This window comes from Pseudonocardia sp. TRM90224 (assembly GCF_021245725.1).
In the GTDB taxonomy this organism is placed as follows: Bacteria; Actinomycetota; Actinomycetes; order Mycobacteriales; family Pseudonocardiaceae; genus Pseudonocardia.
Map to the genome: position 1 here is coordinate 30,925 of NZ_JAJGSX010000041.1, position 16,572 is coordinate 47,496.

Annotated in this window: 16 protein-coding genes; 5 read left to right on the forward strand and 11 right to left on the reverse strand. The window is 72.6% G+C overall.

Features of this window, described 5'->3' with window-relative positions; genetic code table 11:
• Nucleotides 1-82: 82 nt before the first annotated feature.
• The 5 genes from LL648_RS35705 to LL648_RS35725 form a co-directional block, all read right to left on the reverse strand.
• Nucleotides 83-898 (reverse strand): hydrolase, encoded by an 816-nt coding sequence (locus LL648_RS35705; RefSeq protein ID WP_232667252.1) that lies wholly within the window; start codon nt 896-898, stop codon nt 83-85.
• 62 nt (nt 899-960) lie between these two features.
• Nucleotides 961-2,076 carry a mandelate racemase/muconate lactonizing enzyme family protein gene (locus LL648_RS35710; protein ID WP_232667253.1) on the reverse strand — a complete coding sequence of 372 codons (1,116 nt, stop codon included), beginning with the start codon at nt 2,074-2,076 and terminating at the stop codon, nt 961-963.
• Nucleotides 2,066-2,908 carry a carbohydrate ABC transporter permease gene (locus LL648_RS35715; RefSeq protein ID WP_232667254.1) on the reverse strand — a complete coding sequence of 281 codons (843 nt, stop codon included), beginning with the start codon at nt 2,906-2,908 and terminating at the stop codon, nt 2,066-2,068. The genes LL648_RS35710 and LL648_RS35715 overlap by 11 nt, the downstream gene beginning before the upstream one ends.
• Nucleotides 2,898-3,839, reverse strand: a complete 942-nt coding sequence (locus tag LL648_RS35720) for a carbohydrate ABC transporter permease (RefSeq protein ID WP_232667255.1) — start codon at nt 3,837-3,839, stop codon at nt 2,898-2,900. Before LL648_RS35720 ends, LL648_RS35715 begins: the two co-directional genes overlap by 11 nt.
• 1 nt (nt 3,840) lies before the next feature.
• Nucleotides 3,841-5,082: an ABC transporter substrate-binding protein gene (locus LL648_RS35725; RefSeq protein WP_232667256.1), complete on the reverse strand. Its 1,242-nt coding sequence runs from the start codon at nt 5,080-5,082 to the stop codon at nt 3,841-3,843.
• 56 nt (nt 5,083-5,138) lie between these two features.
• On the opposite strand from LL648_RS35725, the gene LL648_RS35730 reads away from it, so the two are divergent.
• A complete protein-coding gene (locus LL648_RS35730; protein WP_232667257.1) occupies nt 5,139-5,801 on the forward strand; it encodes a GntR family transcriptional regulator in 663 nt (220 codons plus the stop codon).
• 3 nt (nt 5,802-5,804) lie between these two features.
• Here the strand turns inward: LL648_RS35730 and LL648_RS35735 are convergent, their stop codons facing one another.
• Both LL648_RS35735 and LL648_RS35740 read right to left on the reverse strand, forming a co-directional pair.
• The gene (locus LL648_RS35735) at nt 5,805-6,734 is read right to left on the reverse strand and encodes a TIGR04222 domain-containing membrane protein (RefSeq protein ID WP_232667258.1); all 930 of its coding nucleotides are present in this window, start codon (nt 6,732-6,734) and stop codon (nt 5,805-5,807) included.
• A 202-nt stretch (nt 6,735-6,936) separates the two neighbouring features.
• Nucleotides 6,937-7,485, reverse strand: coding sequence for a YdeI/OmpD-associated family protein (locus LL648_RS35740; RefSeq protein WP_232667259.1), 549 nt, complete (start codon nt 7,483-7,485; stop codon nt 6,937-6,939).
• A 68-nt stretch (nt 7,486-7,553) separates the two neighbouring features.
• On the opposite strand from LL648_RS35740, the gene LL648_RS35745 reads away from it, so the two are divergent.
• Nucleotides 7,554-8,702 carry a GDSL-type esterase/lipase family protein gene (locus tag LL648_RS35745; protein ID WP_232667260.1) on the forward strand — a complete coding sequence of 383 codons (1,149 nt, stop codon included), beginning with the start codon at nt 7,554-7,556 and terminating at the stop codon, nt 8,700-8,702.
• Nucleotides 8,703-8,857: 155 nt separating this feature from the next.
• On the opposite strand, the gene LL648_RS35750 is transcribed toward LL648_RS35745, so the two are convergent.
• The gene (locus tag LL648_RS35750) at nt 8,858-11,569 is read right to left on the reverse strand and encodes an ATP-binding protein (protein WP_232667261.1); all 2,712 of its coding nucleotides are present in this window, start codon (nt 11,567-11,569) and stop codon (nt 8,858-8,860) included.
• Nucleotides 11,570-11,665: 96 nt separating this feature from the next.
• On the reverse strand, nt 11,666-12,115 hold the full coding sequence (locus LL648_RS35755) for a carboxymuconolactone decarboxylase family protein (RefSeq protein ID WP_232667262.1): 450 nt from the start codon (nt 12,113-12,115) through the stop codon (nt 11,666-11,668).
• Nucleotides 12,116-12,198: 83 nt separating this feature from the next.
• On the opposite strand from LL648_RS35755, the gene LL648_RS35760 reads away from it, so the two are divergent.
• On the forward strand, nt 12,199-13,068 hold the full coding sequence (locus tag LL648_RS35760; RefSeq protein WP_232667263.1) for a sigma-70 family RNA polymerase sigma factor: 870 nt from the start codon (nt 12,199-12,201) through the stop codon (nt 13,066-13,068).
• A 9-nt stretch (nt 13,069-13,077) separates the two neighbouring features.
• Here the strand turns inward: LL648_RS35760 and LL648_RS35765 are convergent, their stop codons facing one another.
• Together LL648_RS35765 and LL648_RS35770 are read right to left on the reverse strand one after the other, a co-directional pair.
• Nucleotides 13,078-13,617, reverse strand: a complete 540-nt coding sequence (locus LL648_RS35765) for a putative immunity protein (protein WP_232667264.1) — start codon at nt 13,615-13,617, stop codon at nt 13,078-13,080.
• A gap of 4 nt (nt 13,618-13,621) precedes the next feature.
• Nucleotides 13,622-14,617: a sigma-70 family RNA polymerase sigma factor gene (locus tag LL648_RS35770; RefSeq protein WP_232667265.1), complete on the reverse strand. Its 996-nt coding sequence runs from the start codon at nt 14,615-14,617 to the stop codon at nt 13,622-13,624.
• Nucleotides 14,618-14,745: 128 nt separating this feature from the next.
• On the opposite strand from LL648_RS35770, the gene LL648_RS35775 reads away from it, so the two are divergent.
• The gene (locus LL648_RS35775; RefSeq protein ID WP_232667266.1) at nt 14,746-15,309 is read left to right on the forward strand and encodes a dihydrofolate reductase family protein; all 564 of its coding nucleotides are present in this window, start codon (nt 14,746-14,748) and stop codon (nt 15,307-15,309) included.
• A gap of 81 nt (nt 15,310-15,390) precedes the next feature.
• On the forward strand, nt 15,391-16,554 hold the full coding sequence (locus tag LL648_RS35780; protein ID WP_232667267.1) for an MFS transporter: 1,164 nt from the start codon (nt 15,391-15,393) through the stop codon (nt 16,552-16,554).
• The last annotated feature ends 18 nt before the right edge of the window (nt 16,555-16,572 follow it).

Genomic DNA, 16,572 nt, shown 5'->3' on the forward strand with positions numbered 1-16,572 from the left:
CGACCGTGCACCAACCGCCTCAGTGTGCATCGTGCGTTCCTATCAGACGAGTGACCCCACCGGAACGCAAACTTCGGGGGATCTACGTCAGGTGGTCGTTGTCGCCGTTCACCCAGGCGATGTGGCGGTCGGCGGAGCGGCGGACGACGGCGCGCGCGTCGTGGTCGATGATGTTGGCGAAGTTGCCGTAGAGCCGGTCGAACTCGTAGCGCTCCACGTGCGCGGTGACCCGCTCGACGACGGCCCCGGAGAGCGGGATCCGGTTCGGGTAGCTGCGCATGAAGCTCACCGACGTCCGGTCGGGGTTGGCGAAGATCGTGTCGCTCGCCAGCAGCACGCCCTTGCCGCCCGCGCCCGCCGCCCAGTGCACGACCGAGTTGCCGGGGAAGTGCCCGCCGGGCTGCGAGAGCGTCACGCCGGGCAGCGGCTCGAGCGTGCCGCTCCACGGGCGGATCACCGGGTCGGGGCGGGCCACCCATTCCAGGTCCGGCTCGGAGACGTAGACGGGCACGTCGCCGAGGCGCTTGCTCCACTCGACCTGCACGCCGAACATGTGCGGGTGGCTGGCCATGATCGCCACGACGTCGCCCAGCTCCTGGACCGCGCGCACGCCCTCGTCGTCGAGGTAGCCGATGGGGTCGAAGAGCAGGTTCCCGGCCGGCGTGCGCACCAGCTTGGAGTACTGCCCGATCCCCGAGTTCGGCGTGCTGGAGATGCCGTAGAGGTTGGGCTCGAACTCCGTGAGCTCGACGCGGTAGCCGGCGTCGGCGAGCTCGTCGAGCGTCGTCCACACCTGCCCCTCCGCTGGCACCCACTGGCGTTCGTCGGCACAGATCTTGCAGACGTCGACCTTCTCGCTGTGCTCGACCGCGCATGTGCGGCAGATCAGGACGCTCACGAGCCCCTCCTCGTCTCGGCAGACCGCGGGGCACGTTACCGCCCCGGGGCAAGCCTCATCGATCACATGACCGCATGCGCCTCCAACGCGTCCGGATCCCACGCGATCCCGATGCCGGCCGCGTCGGGCGCCAGCGCGTGCCCGTCCTCGATGCGGATCTCGGCGCTGGTCACCGCGCGCAGCTGCGGGATGTGCTCCAGGTACAGCGCGTTGGGCACGGCGCACACCAGCGAGACGTGCAGCTCCATCAGGAAGTGCGGCGCGACCTGCACGTTGTAGGCCTCCGCGAGGTGCGCGACCTTGAGCCACGGCGTGATCCCGCCGATGCGCGCGACGTCGACCTGCACGATCCCCGCCGCGCCCCGGTGCAGGTACTCCTTGAACTGCCCGATCGCGTACATGCTCTCGCCGACGGCCACCGGGACGCTCGTCGACGCCGCGAGCCGCTCGTGGCCGCTGACGTCCTCGGCGGGCAGCGGCTCCTCGAACCACATCACGTCGACGGTCTCGAACAGCGCCGCCCTGCGTATCGCCTCGGCCGAGGTCAGCGATTGGTTCGCGTCGACCATGAGATCCATCCCCGGCCCGACGGCCGCGCGCACCGCCCGCAGCCGTTCCAGGTCCTCGTGCGCGCCGGGCTTGCCGACCTTCAGCTTCACGCCGGAGAAGCCGCGCTCCTTCGTCGCGAGCGCATGCGCGACCAGCTCGTCGGTGCCGAGGTGCAGCCAGCCGCCCTCGGTGTCGTAGAGCCGGATCCGGTCGCGCGCGCCGCCCGCCGCCTTCCAGAGCGGCACGTCCGCGCGCCGGCACCGGGCGTCCCACACCGCGGTGTCCACGGCCGCGAGCGCGAGCGAGGTAAGCACCCCGACCGTCGTGGCCCGCGTGCTGCTGAACAGCGTCGACCACACATGCTCCGGCCGGTCGACGTCGAGCCCGACGAGCAGCTCCAGCAGTTGCGTGCGCAGCAGGCTGAGCACGGCCGCGCCGCCGTTGCCGATCGTGTAGCTGTAGCCGACGCCCTCCGTGCCGCCCTTCGTCCTGACCCGCACGAAGATCGTCTCCTGCTTGACGAACGACTGCACGGCGTCGGTGCGGACCGTCTCGACCGGGATGTCGCACAGCCACGCCGACGCCTCGACGATGCAGCCGTCGCTCCCCCCGCTATCACTAGCGCCCACCGAATCCCCCCATGCTCACTCCCTTGACGAGCTGCCGCTGCAGCAGCGCGACGATCAGCACGCTCGGCACGACCGCGATCGTCGACGCCGCCATCACGTAGTTCCACTCCGTGCCGCGCTCGCCGGTGAACATCGAGAGCCCGAGCGGGATCGTCGCCAGCTCCTGCGAGTTGATCACGATGAGCGGCCAGAGGTAGCTGTTCCAGTAGCCGATGAACGAGAAGACGCCCAGCACCGAGAGCGGCGCGCGCAGCTGCGGCAGCAGGACGCTCCACAACGTCCGCAGCCGCGTGGCGCCGTCGATCCGCGCGGCCTCCTCGTACTCGACCGGCACGGTCAGGAAGAACTGCCGCATCAGGAACGTGCCGAACGCCGTGAACGCGAACGGCACGATCAGCGCGACGTAGGTGTCCACCAGCCCCAGCTCGTTCATCATGATGAACAGCGGCACCACCAGCACCTCCTGCGGCAGCACGAGCGTGCCGACGAACAGCAGGAAGAGCCGGTCGCGGAACCGGAACCGCAGGCGTGAGAACGCGTACGCCGAGAGCACCGCGACGACGACCGACAGCAGCGCACCGAGCACCGCCACGACGAACCCGTTGATCACGAACCGGGCGAACGGCACGACCGTCCACGCCGCGGCGAAGTTGGACCACAGGATCTCGCTGCCGAACAGCTGCGGAGTCTGCGTGAACACCTCGTTGCGCGGCTTCAGCGCCGTGAGCAGCATCCACAGGAACGGGATGGTGAAGACGAACGCCACCACGGCGAGGGCGGCAGTGCTCAGCCACGACCTGATCGATCGCCTACTGGTCCGCTTACTGGTCATAGTTCACCCACCGGCGCTGGCCGACGAACTGCAGCGCCGTGATCAGCATGACGATCACGAACAGCACCCAGGCCAGCGCCGACGCGTAGCCGAGCATGTCGAACGAGAACCCGTTGCGGTACAGGTGCAGGACCATCGTGTTGGTCGCCTCGCCCGGCCCGCCCGCGGTGAGCACCTGCGGCTGCACGAACACCTGGAAGGCGCCGATCATCGTCATGATGCTGGCGAAGAACAGCGAGGGCGAGATCATCGGGACGACGATCGTGCGCAGCCGTCGCCACGCGCCGGCGCCGTCGACCCTGGCCGCTTCGACGATCTCCTTGGGGATCGCCGCGATGCCGGCGCCCAGCACGATCACGTTGTAGCCGAAGCTCTGCCAGACCGACATCGCGATCACCGACGCCATCGCCCAGTTGCCGTCGGCGAGCCAGTTCGGCCCGTCGATGCCGAAGCCCGCCAGCACACCGTTGACCAGCCCGTCGTCGGTGAGCATCAGCCGCCACACGAGCGCGTTGGCGATCATCGGGGTGATCACCGGGAGGAAGAAGACCACGCGGAAGAAGCCGCTCGTCGCGACACCGCTGCTCAGCCACAGCGCCATCGCCAGCGCCACGAGCAGGTTCAGCACCGTGTAGACGACCGCGAAGAGCACGGTGTTGCCCAGCACGGTGAAGAACGACGGGTCGGCGCTGAACATCCGCACGTAGTTGGCGACGCCGACGAACTCCGGCGTGCCGAAGAGCGGCCAGTCGAACAGGCTGATCACCAGCGAGCCGACCAGCGGCACCACGATGAACACGACGAACCCGGCCATGCCGGGAGCGAGGAACAGCGCCGCGACCCGCCCGTCCTGCCGCCGCCGCGCGGGTGGCGCGACGGCGACGGGAACGGGTTCTGCCACGGTCGGGCGTTCGGCGGTCCGGGTGCTCACGTCAGCCACCCGACACGGAGCCCTGGATCGTGCGCAGGATGTCCGCCGCCGTGCGCTGGCCGGTGAAGCCCTCGGACATGTAGCGCGTGAACAGCGTCTCCACCTGGTTCCACGTCGGCGTGGTGCGCTGCGCCACGGCGTTGCCGAGCGATGCCTCGATCACCGCGGTGGCGCTGGGTGTCTTGCCCTGCGACCACGCCGGGAGCGACTCCGCCCGCGAGGGGACGATCCCGCGGGAGCCGGCGACCGTGCCGAGCGCGTCGACGCTGGTCATCGCGACGATCGCGGCGAAGGCGGCGTCCTTGTCGGCGCAGTTGGCCGCGATCCCGAACCCCGAGCCCGCGGTCATCGCCCGGGGCGCGCCCGACGGGCTGGGCACCACCGTCATGCCCAGCTGGAACGGCACGGCCTTGGCGAAGTCGCCGTAGTTCCACGGGCCTTCGGTGATCATCGCGACGTCCCCGTTGATGAAGGACTGGTGGATCTCGTCGGACTTCGTAGACGCCTCCGGGCTGCGCCCGACCTTCTGCACGTTCGCGAGGTCGAAGTACCACTGCATGTCGTTCACGAACGCCGGGTTGGTCAGGTCGAGCTGCCCGTTCGCCAGCCACGTGCTGCCGCCGGCGGATGCGTGCGCGAGCGCGGGGAACAGGCCCGGCGAGATCCCGAGCCCGAACTTCCCGCCGCTGGTCAGCGCCTTCGCGTCGGAGACGAACCGGTCGCGGGAGTAGGTCGCGCCAGGCGGGGTCAGCCCGGCTTGCGTGAACTTGTCGACGTTGTAGAACACGACGATCGGCTCCGCGTCGTACGGGATCGCGCGCACGGAGCCGTCGACGGTCATCCCCTCGATCATCGAAGGGTCGAAGTCGGTCTTCTTGATGTTGTGCGTGGCCATGAGGTCGTCGAGCGGGGTGAGCAGCGCGGCCAGCTCCTGCGCCCGCGCCGACTGGGTGGTGAGCAGGCACGGCGGGTCGCCGCCCGACAGCCGCGTCTTGACCTTGGTCCAGTAGTCCTCGAAGTTGGGGCCGTCGATCGAGACCTTCAGGTCGGGCTTCGACTTCTGGCCGGCCGCGACGAACTCCTGCCACTGCGCACGGTCGTTCTCGCTGCCGACCCACGTGAACAGCGCGATCGTCCCGTCGGGCGCGGCGGTCCCGCCGCCTCCCCCACACGCCGCGAGCCCCGCCACGGCAGCGATCGTGGCGACCGCTTTGGCCAGCCCTTTCCGGTACGACACCCGCATCGGCTCCTCCGTTGGACTGCCTGCAAATCCTATAGGGTTTTGTATAGGATATGCTGGTGCGTGTGCACGATGTCAAGGCGGTGCTCGCCAAGTCGTCCGATGTCTACGAGCGCGTCAAGGCGCTGATCCTCGACAACGCGATCGCGCCCGGCTCGAAGATCACCATCGACGTACTGGCCCGTGACCTGGGGGTTTCGCACACCCCGCTGCGCGAGGCGCTGGCCAGGCTCGAATCGGACGAGCTCGTGGTGAAGCTGCCCCGCCGCGGGTACGTCTGCACGCCGCTGCTCTCCCCCGCCCAGGTCGACGAGCTGTACGAGCTGCGCCTCATGCTGGAGCCGCCCAGTGCGGGCCGCGCCGCCGAACGCATGACGCCCGACGGCGCGAGACGCCTGCGCGCGGAGCTGGCGTCGTGCGAGCAGGCCCCACCGGACAGCGGCTACGAGGCCTACCGGGCGCTCGCCGCGCACGACCGACGCCTGCACGACCTTGTGCTGGAGCTGGCCGGCAACGAAGCCGTCCGCGCCGCCTTCGACCGCACCCACGCCCACCTGCACCTCTACCGGCTCTACTACGGCTGGCGCACCGGCAACGAGGCGATCAACGAGCACCGCGACCTCGTCGAGGCGCTCACCGCCGGCGACGCCACGGCCGCGACGGAAGCGATGCGCCAGCACCTCGACCTGGCCCGGGAGCGGCTGCACCGCATGCACGGGTGAGTCTCAGCTGCTGCTCCCGCAGCTGCTGCCGCCGCCGCTGTCCCCGCCCCCACAGCTGAGCCCGCCTTCGCTCCCACTCGATGAGCCCGAGCCTGAGCCCGAGCCCGAGCCGCTGCGGATCACGTTGCCCTGTGCGTCGAGGCGGGACTTCGGCAGCATGGCGTCGGCGGCGAAGCCCGGGTCGGCCCGCCACACCACCGCGCCGCCGAAGAGCGCGATCGCCATGGCGTAGGCGACCGGCCCGTAGAGCGGCCACGACGGTTCCCAGCGCGGCGCGAGGTGATCGAGCCTCGCGCGGACCTCGGTGAACGTGCGGGTGCCGAGCCGCGTGCGCCTCGGCACGACGACCAGCAGCCACCCGACCGCGGCCACCAACCCGACCATGATCGTGAAGATGCCGTCGGTCGACGAGCCGGTCAGCACCGCGAACGCCGCCAGCACGAGGCCCGCGGCGATCGCGGCGAGCGGCAGGAACGCAGGCCGCCGCGCCGTCTCCCGGTCGGCGGCGGTCAGCAGGTAGCCGTCGGCGCATAGCCCGTCCTCGACGGCGTCCAGTGCCGCACGCACGCGCTGGTCGCCGGGCAGCCGGCCGAGCACCCCGGCGGCGCGGATGGTCGGGCGCGCCGGCAGGCGATCCGTCCCGGCCGCGACGGCCGCGTGCACCGCGCGCTGCAGCGGCGGCGCCTGCGCGGGAGTCGGACCGATCGCCACGAGCACGTCCCGCCCGGCCGTCGCGACGAGGCCCTGCAATCGCAGCGCGGCGAGTGCGCAGGTCAGCGCCAAGACGTCGCCGCCGGCCAGATGACCCACCTCGACCGGGCTCAACGCCTGGGGCGGGCGGTTGCCCGCGCGGCCGGCGGCGACCCGGCGTCGCAGCAGCCAGGCGAGCGCCACCGCGGCGGCGGCGACCACCAGGTAGATCAGCGTCAGCACCCTGCAAGCTTCCTCCGGCGGCCTCTCACGGGCGTCGCACGGGCGTTTCCAGGAGGGTCCTGAACGACTGGGGCCGTAGCGAGCGACGTCCAGGCGGTGTCCTCGCAAGGCGCGCGGATACGGCGATACCGCTGTTGTACCGACGTATCCGCGCAACGCCGCGAGGGCGCCGCCTGGGCGCCGCGCAGTAGGTCCCAGTCGTTCAGGGCGCTCCTAGCCTGCCGACGATCCGCTCGACACACTTCGTGCGCCCGGCCGGCGTGCGTGCCTTCAGCAGCGGCAGCAGCAGCTCGTAGCGCTTGCTGCGGGACAGCGCCTCGAACGCGGCTCCGGCTGCCTGGTCGGCGGCGAGCGCCGCGGCGAGCTCGTCCGGGACGGTCGCGGTGCTCTGGGAGGCGTACGCGGCGGCCCACCGCCCGTCCTCCTGGGCGGTCGCGACCTCGGCACGGCCCGCCGGCCGCATCCGGCCGGCCGCTTCCAGCTCCTCGACCTTCCCGACGTTGATCATCGACCAGGGACTGCCCTTGCGGCGGGGCGAGAACCGCTGGACGTAGCGGTGCTCGTCGATGGTTCGGGTCTGGCTGTCGATCCAGCCGAAGCACAAGGCGACGTCGAGCGCTGCGTCCCGGGTGACCGTGGGGACGGGCGCGCCCTTCTTCGCGATCGCCAGCCACACCTCCTTCGCGGTGTCGTGGTGCTGCTCCAGCCAGCGCTCGAACTCGGTCGCGTCCGCGCATTCCACGATGTCCATGGGTCACATCCTCCCGGTTGAAGTGCTCACCTCATGAGCACTTTTCCGCGAAGGGCATGCTGTTGCTCATGGACAGCTGGATCACCACACCGCTCGACGAGCGGCTGCTGCGCGGCGCGGCGGAGCTGGAACGCACCGAGCACGGCCTGCTGCCGCACCGGCTACCGGCGCGCGCCCGCGCGCAGAACACCGACCCGCAGCTCGCCATGGTCGAGGCGCAGCCCTCCGGCGTGCGGCTGGCGATGCGCACGGCGGCAACCGCCGTCGAGCTGGACGTCCTGCCCACCAAGCTCGCCTACGCCGGGGTCGCGCCGCGGCCCGACGGCGTGTACGACCTGCTCGTCGACGGCGTCCCCACCGCGAGCGCCGTCGCGGACGGCGGGAACGTCCTCACCGTCGATGTGACGACCGGTGCGGCGCAGCTGCAGCCCGGCCCCGTCACCACCGTCCGGTTCACCGACCTGCCGGTGAGGGAGAAGGACGTCGAGATCTGGCTGCCGCACCGGGAGCGGACGGAGCTCGTCGCGCTGCGCACCGACACACCCGTCGGGCCGATCCCGGACCGCGGCCGCCGGGTGTGGCTGCACCACGGCAGCTCGATCAGCCACGGCTCGGACGCCGCGAGCCCCACCTCGACGTGGCCCGCGGTGGCGGCCGCGCACGGTGGGGTCGAGCTGGTCAGCATGGGCTTCGGCGGCAGCGCGATGCTCGACCCGTTCACCGCCCGCGCCATGCGCGACACCCCGGCCGACCTGATCAGCATCAAGATCGGCATCAACGTGGTGAACCACGACGTCATGCGGCTGCGCGCGTTCGGCCCGGCCGTCCACGGGTTCCTCGACACCATCCGCGAGGGCCACCCGAGCACGCCGCTGCTGGTCGTCTCGCCGATCCTCTGCCCCATCCACGAGGACACCCCGGGCCCGTGCGTCATGGACCTCAGCACGGGCGCGCCGCAGTTCCGGGCGACGGGCGAGCCCGGCCCTGGGAAGCTCACGCTCACGGTCGTCAGGGCGGAGCTGGCCCGCATCACCGCCGAGCGCGCGGCCGCCGACCCGCACCTGTCCTACCTCGACGGGCGCGAGCTCTACGGGGAGGCCGACGCCGCCGAGCTGCCGCTGCCCGACCAGCTGCACCCGGACACCGCGGCCCACCGCCGGATCGGGGAACGCTTCGCGAAGCTGGCGCTGGGGCCGGGGGGTCTGCTGGTCGGCTGACCGTCCCGCGCGGAAGCCAACCGGGCCGGGCCGGGGATGCGTACGTTCCGCACGCGAGGGCAGGAAAGCCACTTTCAGGCCCTGTGAGGGCAGGAAAGTGGCTTTGCTGCCCTCCCCGGGACCCCGTGGCGTCTCCCGTGTGCGGGCGGCGTGCGTCAGCCGTCGAGCAGCGCCAGCGTTGCCGCGTGTTCGAAGCGGGCGCCGATGCGGTCCCAGCCGTCCAGGGCGGTCTGGAGCGCTGCCCGGTCGCCGTTGAGGCGGCCGGTGGCGCGGGCGACGGCCGCGGCGGCCCAGTCGTTCTCCGCCGCCGCGCTTGCGGCGCCGGCGACCCGTTCCGCGGCGTCGGGCAGGCCGGCGACGACGGCCAGCTCGGCACCGGCGGCCAGGGTGTAGGGCCAGTAGTTGCTGCGACTGTGGTCGGCGAAGGCGCGCTGCACCTGGCCTGCGGCATCGGCGAGGTCCCCGGTGTGCACGGCGTAGCGGGCGTCGGCGAACGCCGCGGCCGGGGCGAGGTTCCGCGACGACGAGGCCGTGCTCGCGCTCGCCACCTCGGCCACCCGGGCCCGCCAGCGCACGAACCCCGCGTGGTCGCCGTGCAGCCCGTAGCCGAGCGCCGCGAACGCCACGACCGAGGCCATCCACGCCGCGGCGGGCCGGCCGGCGCGCTCCCAGAACTCCCACATCGTCGTCGCCGAGCGCAGTGCCTCGTCGAGGTCGCCGGTCAGCACCAGCGCAGGGACGATGTTGCTCGCCGAGATGTACGGGTGCTCGCCGACCAGGTCGTCGTCGCGCACCCGGGTGGCGATGCGCACCGCGGTCGGCAGGTCGCCCGCCGCGATCGCGCACACCGCGCCGACGTGGAAGGCGTCCTCGATCTCGGGCGCCGCCGCGGGCTCGTACCGGTCGAGCGTCGCCTGCACGGCCAGCCGCTCCCCGCTGCGCCGGTTGGCCTCACGCAGGTGACCGGCGTGCGCGGCGGCGGAGATCACCGCGTCGAGCGCGGCGCTCATGACGAGCGGGTCGCCCACCGCCCGGGCCGCGGCCAGCCCGGCCGTCGCCAGCTCGGGGTCGGGGGTCATCCGCTCCGGACCCGCGGTCCACGCGGCCGCGATCGCGAGCCGCGCCCGCGCAATCGGGGTCGGGTCGTCGCCCGCGGCGGCGGTCGCCTCGGCGAGCATCATCCGCAGCCGGTCGACGGGGATTCCGGTGTCGAAGAAGGTGTGGAAGCGGTCGGCCAGCTCCACCACCCGGGCCTGCGCGATCGCGAACGCCGTGCCGTCGCCGCTCTCCCGGGCCCGTTCCGCGGCGTCCACCAGCAGCTGGAAGGCGAGCTGGGACGCGGTCGCGACGTGCGCGCAGTCGGCGGCGGCCCGCAGGTCCACGGCCGCGTCGGCCGGTGTCGGGGCCAGCCGGGCGGCGGTCCGGAAGTGGTCGAGCGACTCCATCAGGAACCGCCGCGCGAAGCACAGCGTGGCGAGGGAGCGGGCGAGCCCGTGCGCCCCGCCCTCGTCCTGGCCCTCGTCCTGTGCGCTGACGAGCGCGCTGCGCAGGTCGTCGGCGGCGGCGTCGAACCGGGCCGTCCACCCGTCATCACGGCGTTCCAGCTCGCGAGCGGTCACCGCCGCCCAGCCCAGGTGCCGCTGCCGCACCGCGGGCAGCTCGGGGCTGCCGGCCAGCAGCTCCGATGCGAACACCCGCACCGTCTCCAGCAGCCGCCACCCGCCGGACCGCCTGCGCACGACGAGGTTCTTGTCGACCAGCCGGCCCAGCACATCGGCGGCGGCACCCCGCTGCGCGGGCTGCGGCGCGGCGACGGCGAGCACGGCGTCGAGGTCGAACCCGCCGACGAACGCCGCGAGCCTGCGGAACATCTCCTTCTCGTCGTCGGCGAGCAGGCAGTAGCTCCAGTCGATCACCGCGCGCAGCGAGCGGTGCCGCTCGTCCGTGCCGCGCCCGCCGGCCAGCAGGCGCAGGGCGTCGTCGAGCCCGGCGAGCAGGTCGGCGGCGTCGAGCGAGCCGCTGCGCGCCGCGGCCAGCTCGATCGCGAGCGGCATGCCGTCGAGGCGGGCACACAGCTGCGCGACGACGTCCGGGTCGGCCGCGAACCCGGGGTCGACCGCGCCGGCGCGGTCCCGGAACAGCGCCTCCGCGTCGGACGCCAGCGGCAGCGGCGCCACCGGCACGATCCGCTCGCCGGGGATGCCGAGCCGCTCGCGGCTCGTCGCGAGAACGGTCGTCTCGGGGCAGGCCGAGAGGATCCGCTCGGTGAACGCCGCCGCGGCCTCCACCAGGTGCTCGCAGTTGTCCAGAACCAGCAGCGAACGCCCGCGGCGCAGCCGCTCCTCCACCGCGCCGGCCAGCTCCTCCTGCGCGCGTGGCACGACGCCCAGCGCCGCGGCCGCCGCCTGCTCGACGAACCCGTCGCGGGCCGGTACGAGGTCCACGAACGCACCACCGAACGGAAACGTCGAAGCCGCCGCCTCGGCCGAGACGGCCGCCAGCCGCGTCTTGCCCACCCCACCCGGCCCGACCAGCGTCACCAGCCGCTCGGCCTGCAGTGCTTCGAGGATCGCCGTGCGCTCCTCCGCCCGCCCGACGAACGTCGTGCGCGCCGCCGGCAGCCCACCCAGCCGCCCGGGCTGCGGCGCCGGCGCACCGCCGCCCTGCTCCTGCGGCTGCGGGGCCAGCGCCGCCAGCGCACGCCGGTCGGACACCCCGTACTTCCGCAGCAACGACGAGACGTGGCTCTCGACCGTGCGCACCGAGATGAACAGGCGGTGCGCGATCTCGGCGTTGCTCAGGTGCTCGCCGAGCGCAACGTGCACCTCGGCCTCCCGCTCGGACACGGGACCAACGCGGCTACTCACGCGAACATGATGTCCCACCGGCCCGAGGTTGACGTCGACAACGACGTTATAGCTGTTGTTAGCGCTAACAAACCGCCAGAACGTCGTTGTCGACGGTCACCACGTCGTGCCCGCCGGTGTCCGCACCGCCCGGTTGATCCTGTTGAAGAAGTTGGTCACCGCGATGTTGAGGATGATCGCGGAGAGCTGCTTCTCGTCGAAGTGGTCGGCGGCCGCGTCCCAGATCTCGTCCGTCACGCCCGGGGCGCCGTCCTGGATCCGGGTGGCCGCCTCGGTCAGGGCGAGCGCCGCGCGCTCCTCGTCGCTGAAGAACGGGGCCTCGCGCCAGGCGACCACGGTGTGCAGGCGCTCGTCGGTCTCGCCGTTCTTCTTCGCCGCGTGGGTGCCGGCGAAGATGCACGGGCTGCAGCCGTTGATCTGGCTGGCGCGCAGGTGCACCAGCTCCAGCAGGCGCCCGTCCACGCCGCCCGAGTGGATCGCCTTGTAGAGGAGCCGGACGGCGGCGGTGACGTCGGGGTTGGCGGAATCGTCAATGCGTGCTTGCACGGGTGGTTCTCCCTCATCGGTTACCTGTGCCCTTCCGGGCTCGTCATCACCCACGACGGAGCAGAGCCGAGGAAGGTAACAACATGACCGAGACCAGCCCGACCGACGCGGCGACGGCGTTCGAGGCGCAGCGCGACCGGCTGCGGGCGGTCGCGTACCGCATGCTCGGCTCGCACGCCGACGCCGAGGACGTCGTGCAGGAGGCGTGGCTGCGGCTCTCCCGCCAGGACGACGCGGCCATCGACAACCTCGCCGGCTGGCTGACCACCGTGGTCGGGCGGATCAGCCTCGACGTCCTGCGGTCGCGCCGCACCCACCCCGAGTCGCCCTACGACGACCGGCTCCCCGACCTCGTCGTGACCCTCGACGACTCCCCCACCCCCGACGACGACGTCGCGCTCGCCGACTCGGTGGGGCTCGCGCTGCTCGTCGTGCTGGAGTCGCTCGGGCCGAGCGAGCGGTTGGCGTTCGTGTTGCACGACCTGTTCGCCGTGCCGTTCGACGAGATCGGCCGGATCCTCGGCCGCTCGACCGCCGCGACGAAGATGCTGGCCAGCAGGGCGCGCAAGAAGGTGCAGGCCACCGACCGGCCGGCACGGGCCACCCGGGAGCAGCGGGATGTGGTCCAGGCGTTCCTGGCCGCAGCCCGCGACGGCGACTTCGACGGCCTCCTGCGGCTGCTCGACCCCGACGTGAAGCTGACCATCGACCGCCCCGAGGGCGCGGTCGTCGTCATCGGCGCCACCAAGGTCGCCACCGGCGCCGGCGCCCGGATCGCCGCCGGCGGGGCCGCGGGAGCACGGGCCGCGCTGATCAACGGCCGTCCCGGATTCGTCGCGTGGCGCGCTGACGGCACACCGCTCTCGGTGCTCGCGTTCACCGTCGTCGACGGCCGCATCACCGCGATATCCGCCACCACCGACCCGGCGAAGCTCGCGATGATCAACCTGTGAGCCGGTGCGCTAGCGGAGCGCCGAATCCAGCTCCCGGATCAGCTCCCCGACCCGCCCGCCACCTGACGGCGCCGTCGGGAACCGGCGCAGGACGTCCACCACGACCGCCGGCGCGAGCGCCACGGCCTGCGCGATGTGCTCGGCGGCGACTGCCGGGTCGTCGCCGGCAACGAGCTCCCGCGCCGGCGCGGCGCAGGCAGCCGACCCGAGGATGTGCCCGACCTGCGTCGCCTTCGCCAATGGGTGCAGGTACGCCGCCCCACACGCGTGACCCGCCGCCCGCGCGGCGGCGCTCGCCGCGGCCTGCTCGTCGTCGCGGGCCTCCTGCGCCGCCCGGTGCGCAGCCCACGCACCGTCCCGGATCGCCTTCGTCCGCCTGCCGCCGTCCGCGAACGCGCGCGCGACCTCGATGGCGGTCCGCGGGCGCCCGTCGTCGGGCCGGACCTCCTCGAAGATCGCCAGCGCGGTCGTCGCGCACGTCACCGCGAAGCCGGTGACCGCTTGCAGGTCGCCCACGCTGAGGTCGATCTCCGGGGAGCCGTTCGCCATGGCGTCATCCTCCCCCGATCGAGCGCGGCAGCCCGAACCTCGGCAGCACCCCGTTCTCGAACCGCGTCATGGCGCTCACACGGTCGCCCGACAGCGTCAGGACGTACAGGCCGGCGCCGCGGCTCACCCCGGACGGCGAGCGCAGGTACGCGCCGAACGCCGGCTGCCCGTTCGCCCGCGTCGCGACGAGGTCGAACCGCCGGCCCGCGCGGAAGATGCTGGCGCAGAACCGGGCGACGACGTCGCGGCCCTCGTACTCGAACGGGATCGGCGGCATCGACATGAACACGTCGTCGGTCAGCAGCGCCACCAGCGCGTCGAGGTCGGCCGCCTCCCACGCGCGGACGAACCGCGCCACCACCGCGTTCTCGGCGGGCGAGCCGACCGCCGGCGCCGGCTCCCGCGCGTCGGCCGGCAACCGTTGCCGCAGGCCCGCCCGCGCCCGCTTCAGCGCCCCCTTGACCGCTTCGACGCTCGAACCGACCATCCCGGCGACCTCGCCCGCCGGGAACCCCAACACGTCACGCAGAACGAGGACGGCGACCTGGCGCGGCGGCAGCACCTGCAGCGCCGTCACGAACGCCAGAGTCACCGACTCGGCCCGCTCCGCGCGGGCCTCCGGGCCCTGCAACTCGTCGAGCAGGACGTCCGGGAACGGCTCCAGCCAGACGACGTCGCCGTGCCGGGTCGGCGCAGGCGGCTCGACACCGGGCACGTCCCACCCCTTCGCGGGCCGCCGGCCGGCGGATCGACGCAGGTTGAGGCAGCGGTTGGTGGCGATCTTGTACAGCCAGGTGCGCATCGACGCCCGGCCCTCGAACGCGTCGAGGCCGCGCCAGGCCGCGAGCAGGGTGTCCTGCAGCGCGTCCTCGGCGTCCTGCAGCGACCCGAGCATCCGGTAGCAGTGCACCAGCAGCTCCCGGCGATACGGCTCGGTCAGCTCGCGGAACGCGGTGTCGTCGCCCGCCCGCGCCCGCGCGATCAGGGCCACCTCGCCCATCGCCGCTCACCTCCTTCCCGTACCGACACCGGCCGGCCCGCGAAGGGGGCGCTCCTCCCGAACGGCCCCAATGAGCGTCTTGCGGTGTCCATACCGGTGGAAGCCGACCACACCACAGGAGAACCAGCATGGGGAAGATCATCGTCAGCGAGAACGTCACGATCGACGGGGTTGTGCAGGACCCGATCGGTGAGAGCGCCTTCGACCACAGCGGCTGGTTCAACCGGCTGCCCGGCCTCGACCGGGAGGCGTGGGCAGCAGTCCTGCACGAGGAGGCGGTGCGCGCCGCGGCACTGCTCATGGGCCGCCGCACCTACGAGTGGTTCGTCGGCGCCGGCTGGCCGAGCCGGACGGGCGCCTGGGCCGACCGGTTGCGCACCCTGCCCAAGCACGTCGTCGCCACCGATCTCCGGGCCCCGACGTGGGAGAACACAACCGTCGTCGACAGCGCAGGGCTGAAGAGCCTCGAGGCGGACGTGGACGGCGACATCGTCGTCTACGGCAGCGGACGGCTCGTCCGTACGTTGTTCGACGTCGACCTCGTCGACGAGCTGCGGCTGATGGTCTGCCCGGTCGTCCTCGGGTCCGGCGCGGGCCTGTTCGCCGGGGTGACCGGCGAGCTGCCGATGCAGCTGGTCGACGCCCGGACCGTCGGTGGCGCGCTGGCCCTCCTGACGTACCGGAGGCCGTGACCGTGGTTTCCGTAGCCGGTCCGTGGTGCGTCCGTGGTCCGCCCCGATTCCGCGGGGCCCGATCCGGATCAGGCTCTTCCCATGAGCACATCGACGGTCCGCACCGGCATCATGTCCCGCCCGCTCGCGGCGGTCTTCGCCGCCAACTTCGGTGCGCTGGTGAGCTTCTACCTGCTGCTTTCCACGATCCCGATGTTCACCGGGGTCGTCGGGGCGGGCGAGGCGGGCGCCGGCCTCACCACCGGCGTGATGATGCTCGCGACCGTCACCGCGGAGTTCGCGACCGCGTGGTTGGTGTCCCGGATCGGCTACCGCACCGCGTTCGGGCTCGGGCTGGTGCTGCTCGGGGCGCCGGCGCTGCTGCTGCCGCTGGCCTCGGACCTCACCGCGGTGCTGCTGATCTGCCTCGCCCGCGGCGTCGGCTTCGCGATCGTGGTCGTCGTCGCGGGTGCGGTCGCCGCCTCGCTGATGCCGGCGGAGCGGCGCGGGGAAGGCCTCGGGCTGTACGGCATCGTTGCGGGGATCCCGGCGATCGTCGCGCTGCCGGCCGGGATCTGGCTGGTCGCGCAGGTCGGCTACACCGCCGTCTTCGTCGGGGGCGGGCTGGCCGCGCTCGCCGGCATCGCCGCGCTGCGCTGGGTGCCGGCCGTGATCGGCAACGGGAGCGGCAACGACGAAGGCAGCAACGAGGAAAGCAGCCTCGGCTCGGCGCTGCGCAGCCCGGGCCTGCGCCGGCCCGCGCTGATCTTCGCGGCGACGGCGACCGCTGCCGGCATCACCGCGACGTTCCTCCCGCTGGCGGTCGGCGAGATCGCGGCGATCGCGCTGCTCGGGCAGTCGGTGACGGCGACCGTCGCCCGCTGGCTCGCCGGGCGCTACGGCGACCGGCACGGCCCGGCCCGGCTGCTCGTGCCCGGGGTGCTCGCGGTCGCCGTCGGTACGGGTGCGCTGCTGGTGGGGTCGCCGGTCGCGACCGTCGCGGGGATGCTGCTCTTCGGGGCCGGGTTCGGCGTCGCGCAGAGCGCCTCGATGATGATCATGTACAACCGCGCGCCCGCCACTGCGTACGGCACGGTCAGCGCGCTGTGGAACCTCGGGTATGACGCTGGCTACGGAGCGGGTGCGGCCGGGTTCGGTGCCGTCGCCGGGGCGGGTGGTTACCCCGTCGCGTTCGGGCTGACGACCGCGATCGTCGTTGCCGCGCTCCTGCCCGCCCTGCGGGACCGCCGCCACCCGGTGCGTTGACCCTCCGGTATCAAACGG

Coding starts and splice junctions, on each gene's coding strand:
- LL648_RS35740 (WP_232667259.1), bottom strand. CDS start 7,485: ATGGACATCGTGGAATGCGCGGACGCGACCGAGTTCGAGCGCTGGCTG.
- LL648_RS35780 (WP_232667267.1), top strand. CDS start 15,391: ATGAGCACATCGACGGTCCGCACCGGCATCATGTCCCGCCCGCTCGCG.
- LL648_RS35725 (WP_232667256.1), bottom strand. CDS start 5,082: ATGCGGGTGTCGTACCGGAAAGGGCTGGCCAAAGCGGTCGCCACGATC.
- LL648_RS35775 (WP_232667266.1), top strand. CDS start 14,746: ATGGGGAAGATCATCGTCAGCGAGAACGTCACGATCGACGGGGTTGTG.
- LL648_RS35760 (WP_232667263.1), top strand. CDS start 12,199: ATGACCGAGACCAGCCCGACCGACGCGGCGACGGCGTTCGAGGCGCAG.
- LL648_RS35715 (WP_232667254.1), bottom strand. CDS start 2,908: ATGACCAGTAAGCGGACCAGTAGGCGATCGATCAGGTCGTGGCTGAGC.
- LL648_RS35765 (WP_232667264.1), bottom strand. CDS start 13,617: ATGGCGAACGGCTCCCCGGAGATCGACCTCAGCGTGGGCGACCTGCAA.
- LL648_RS35745 (WP_232667260.1), top strand. CDS start 7,554: ATGGACAGCTGGATCACCACACCGCTCGACGAGCGGCTGCTGCGCGGC.
- LL648_RS35770 (WP_232667265.1), bottom strand. CDS start 14,617: ATGGGCGAGGTGGCCCTGATCGCGCGGGCGCGGGCGGGCGACGACACC.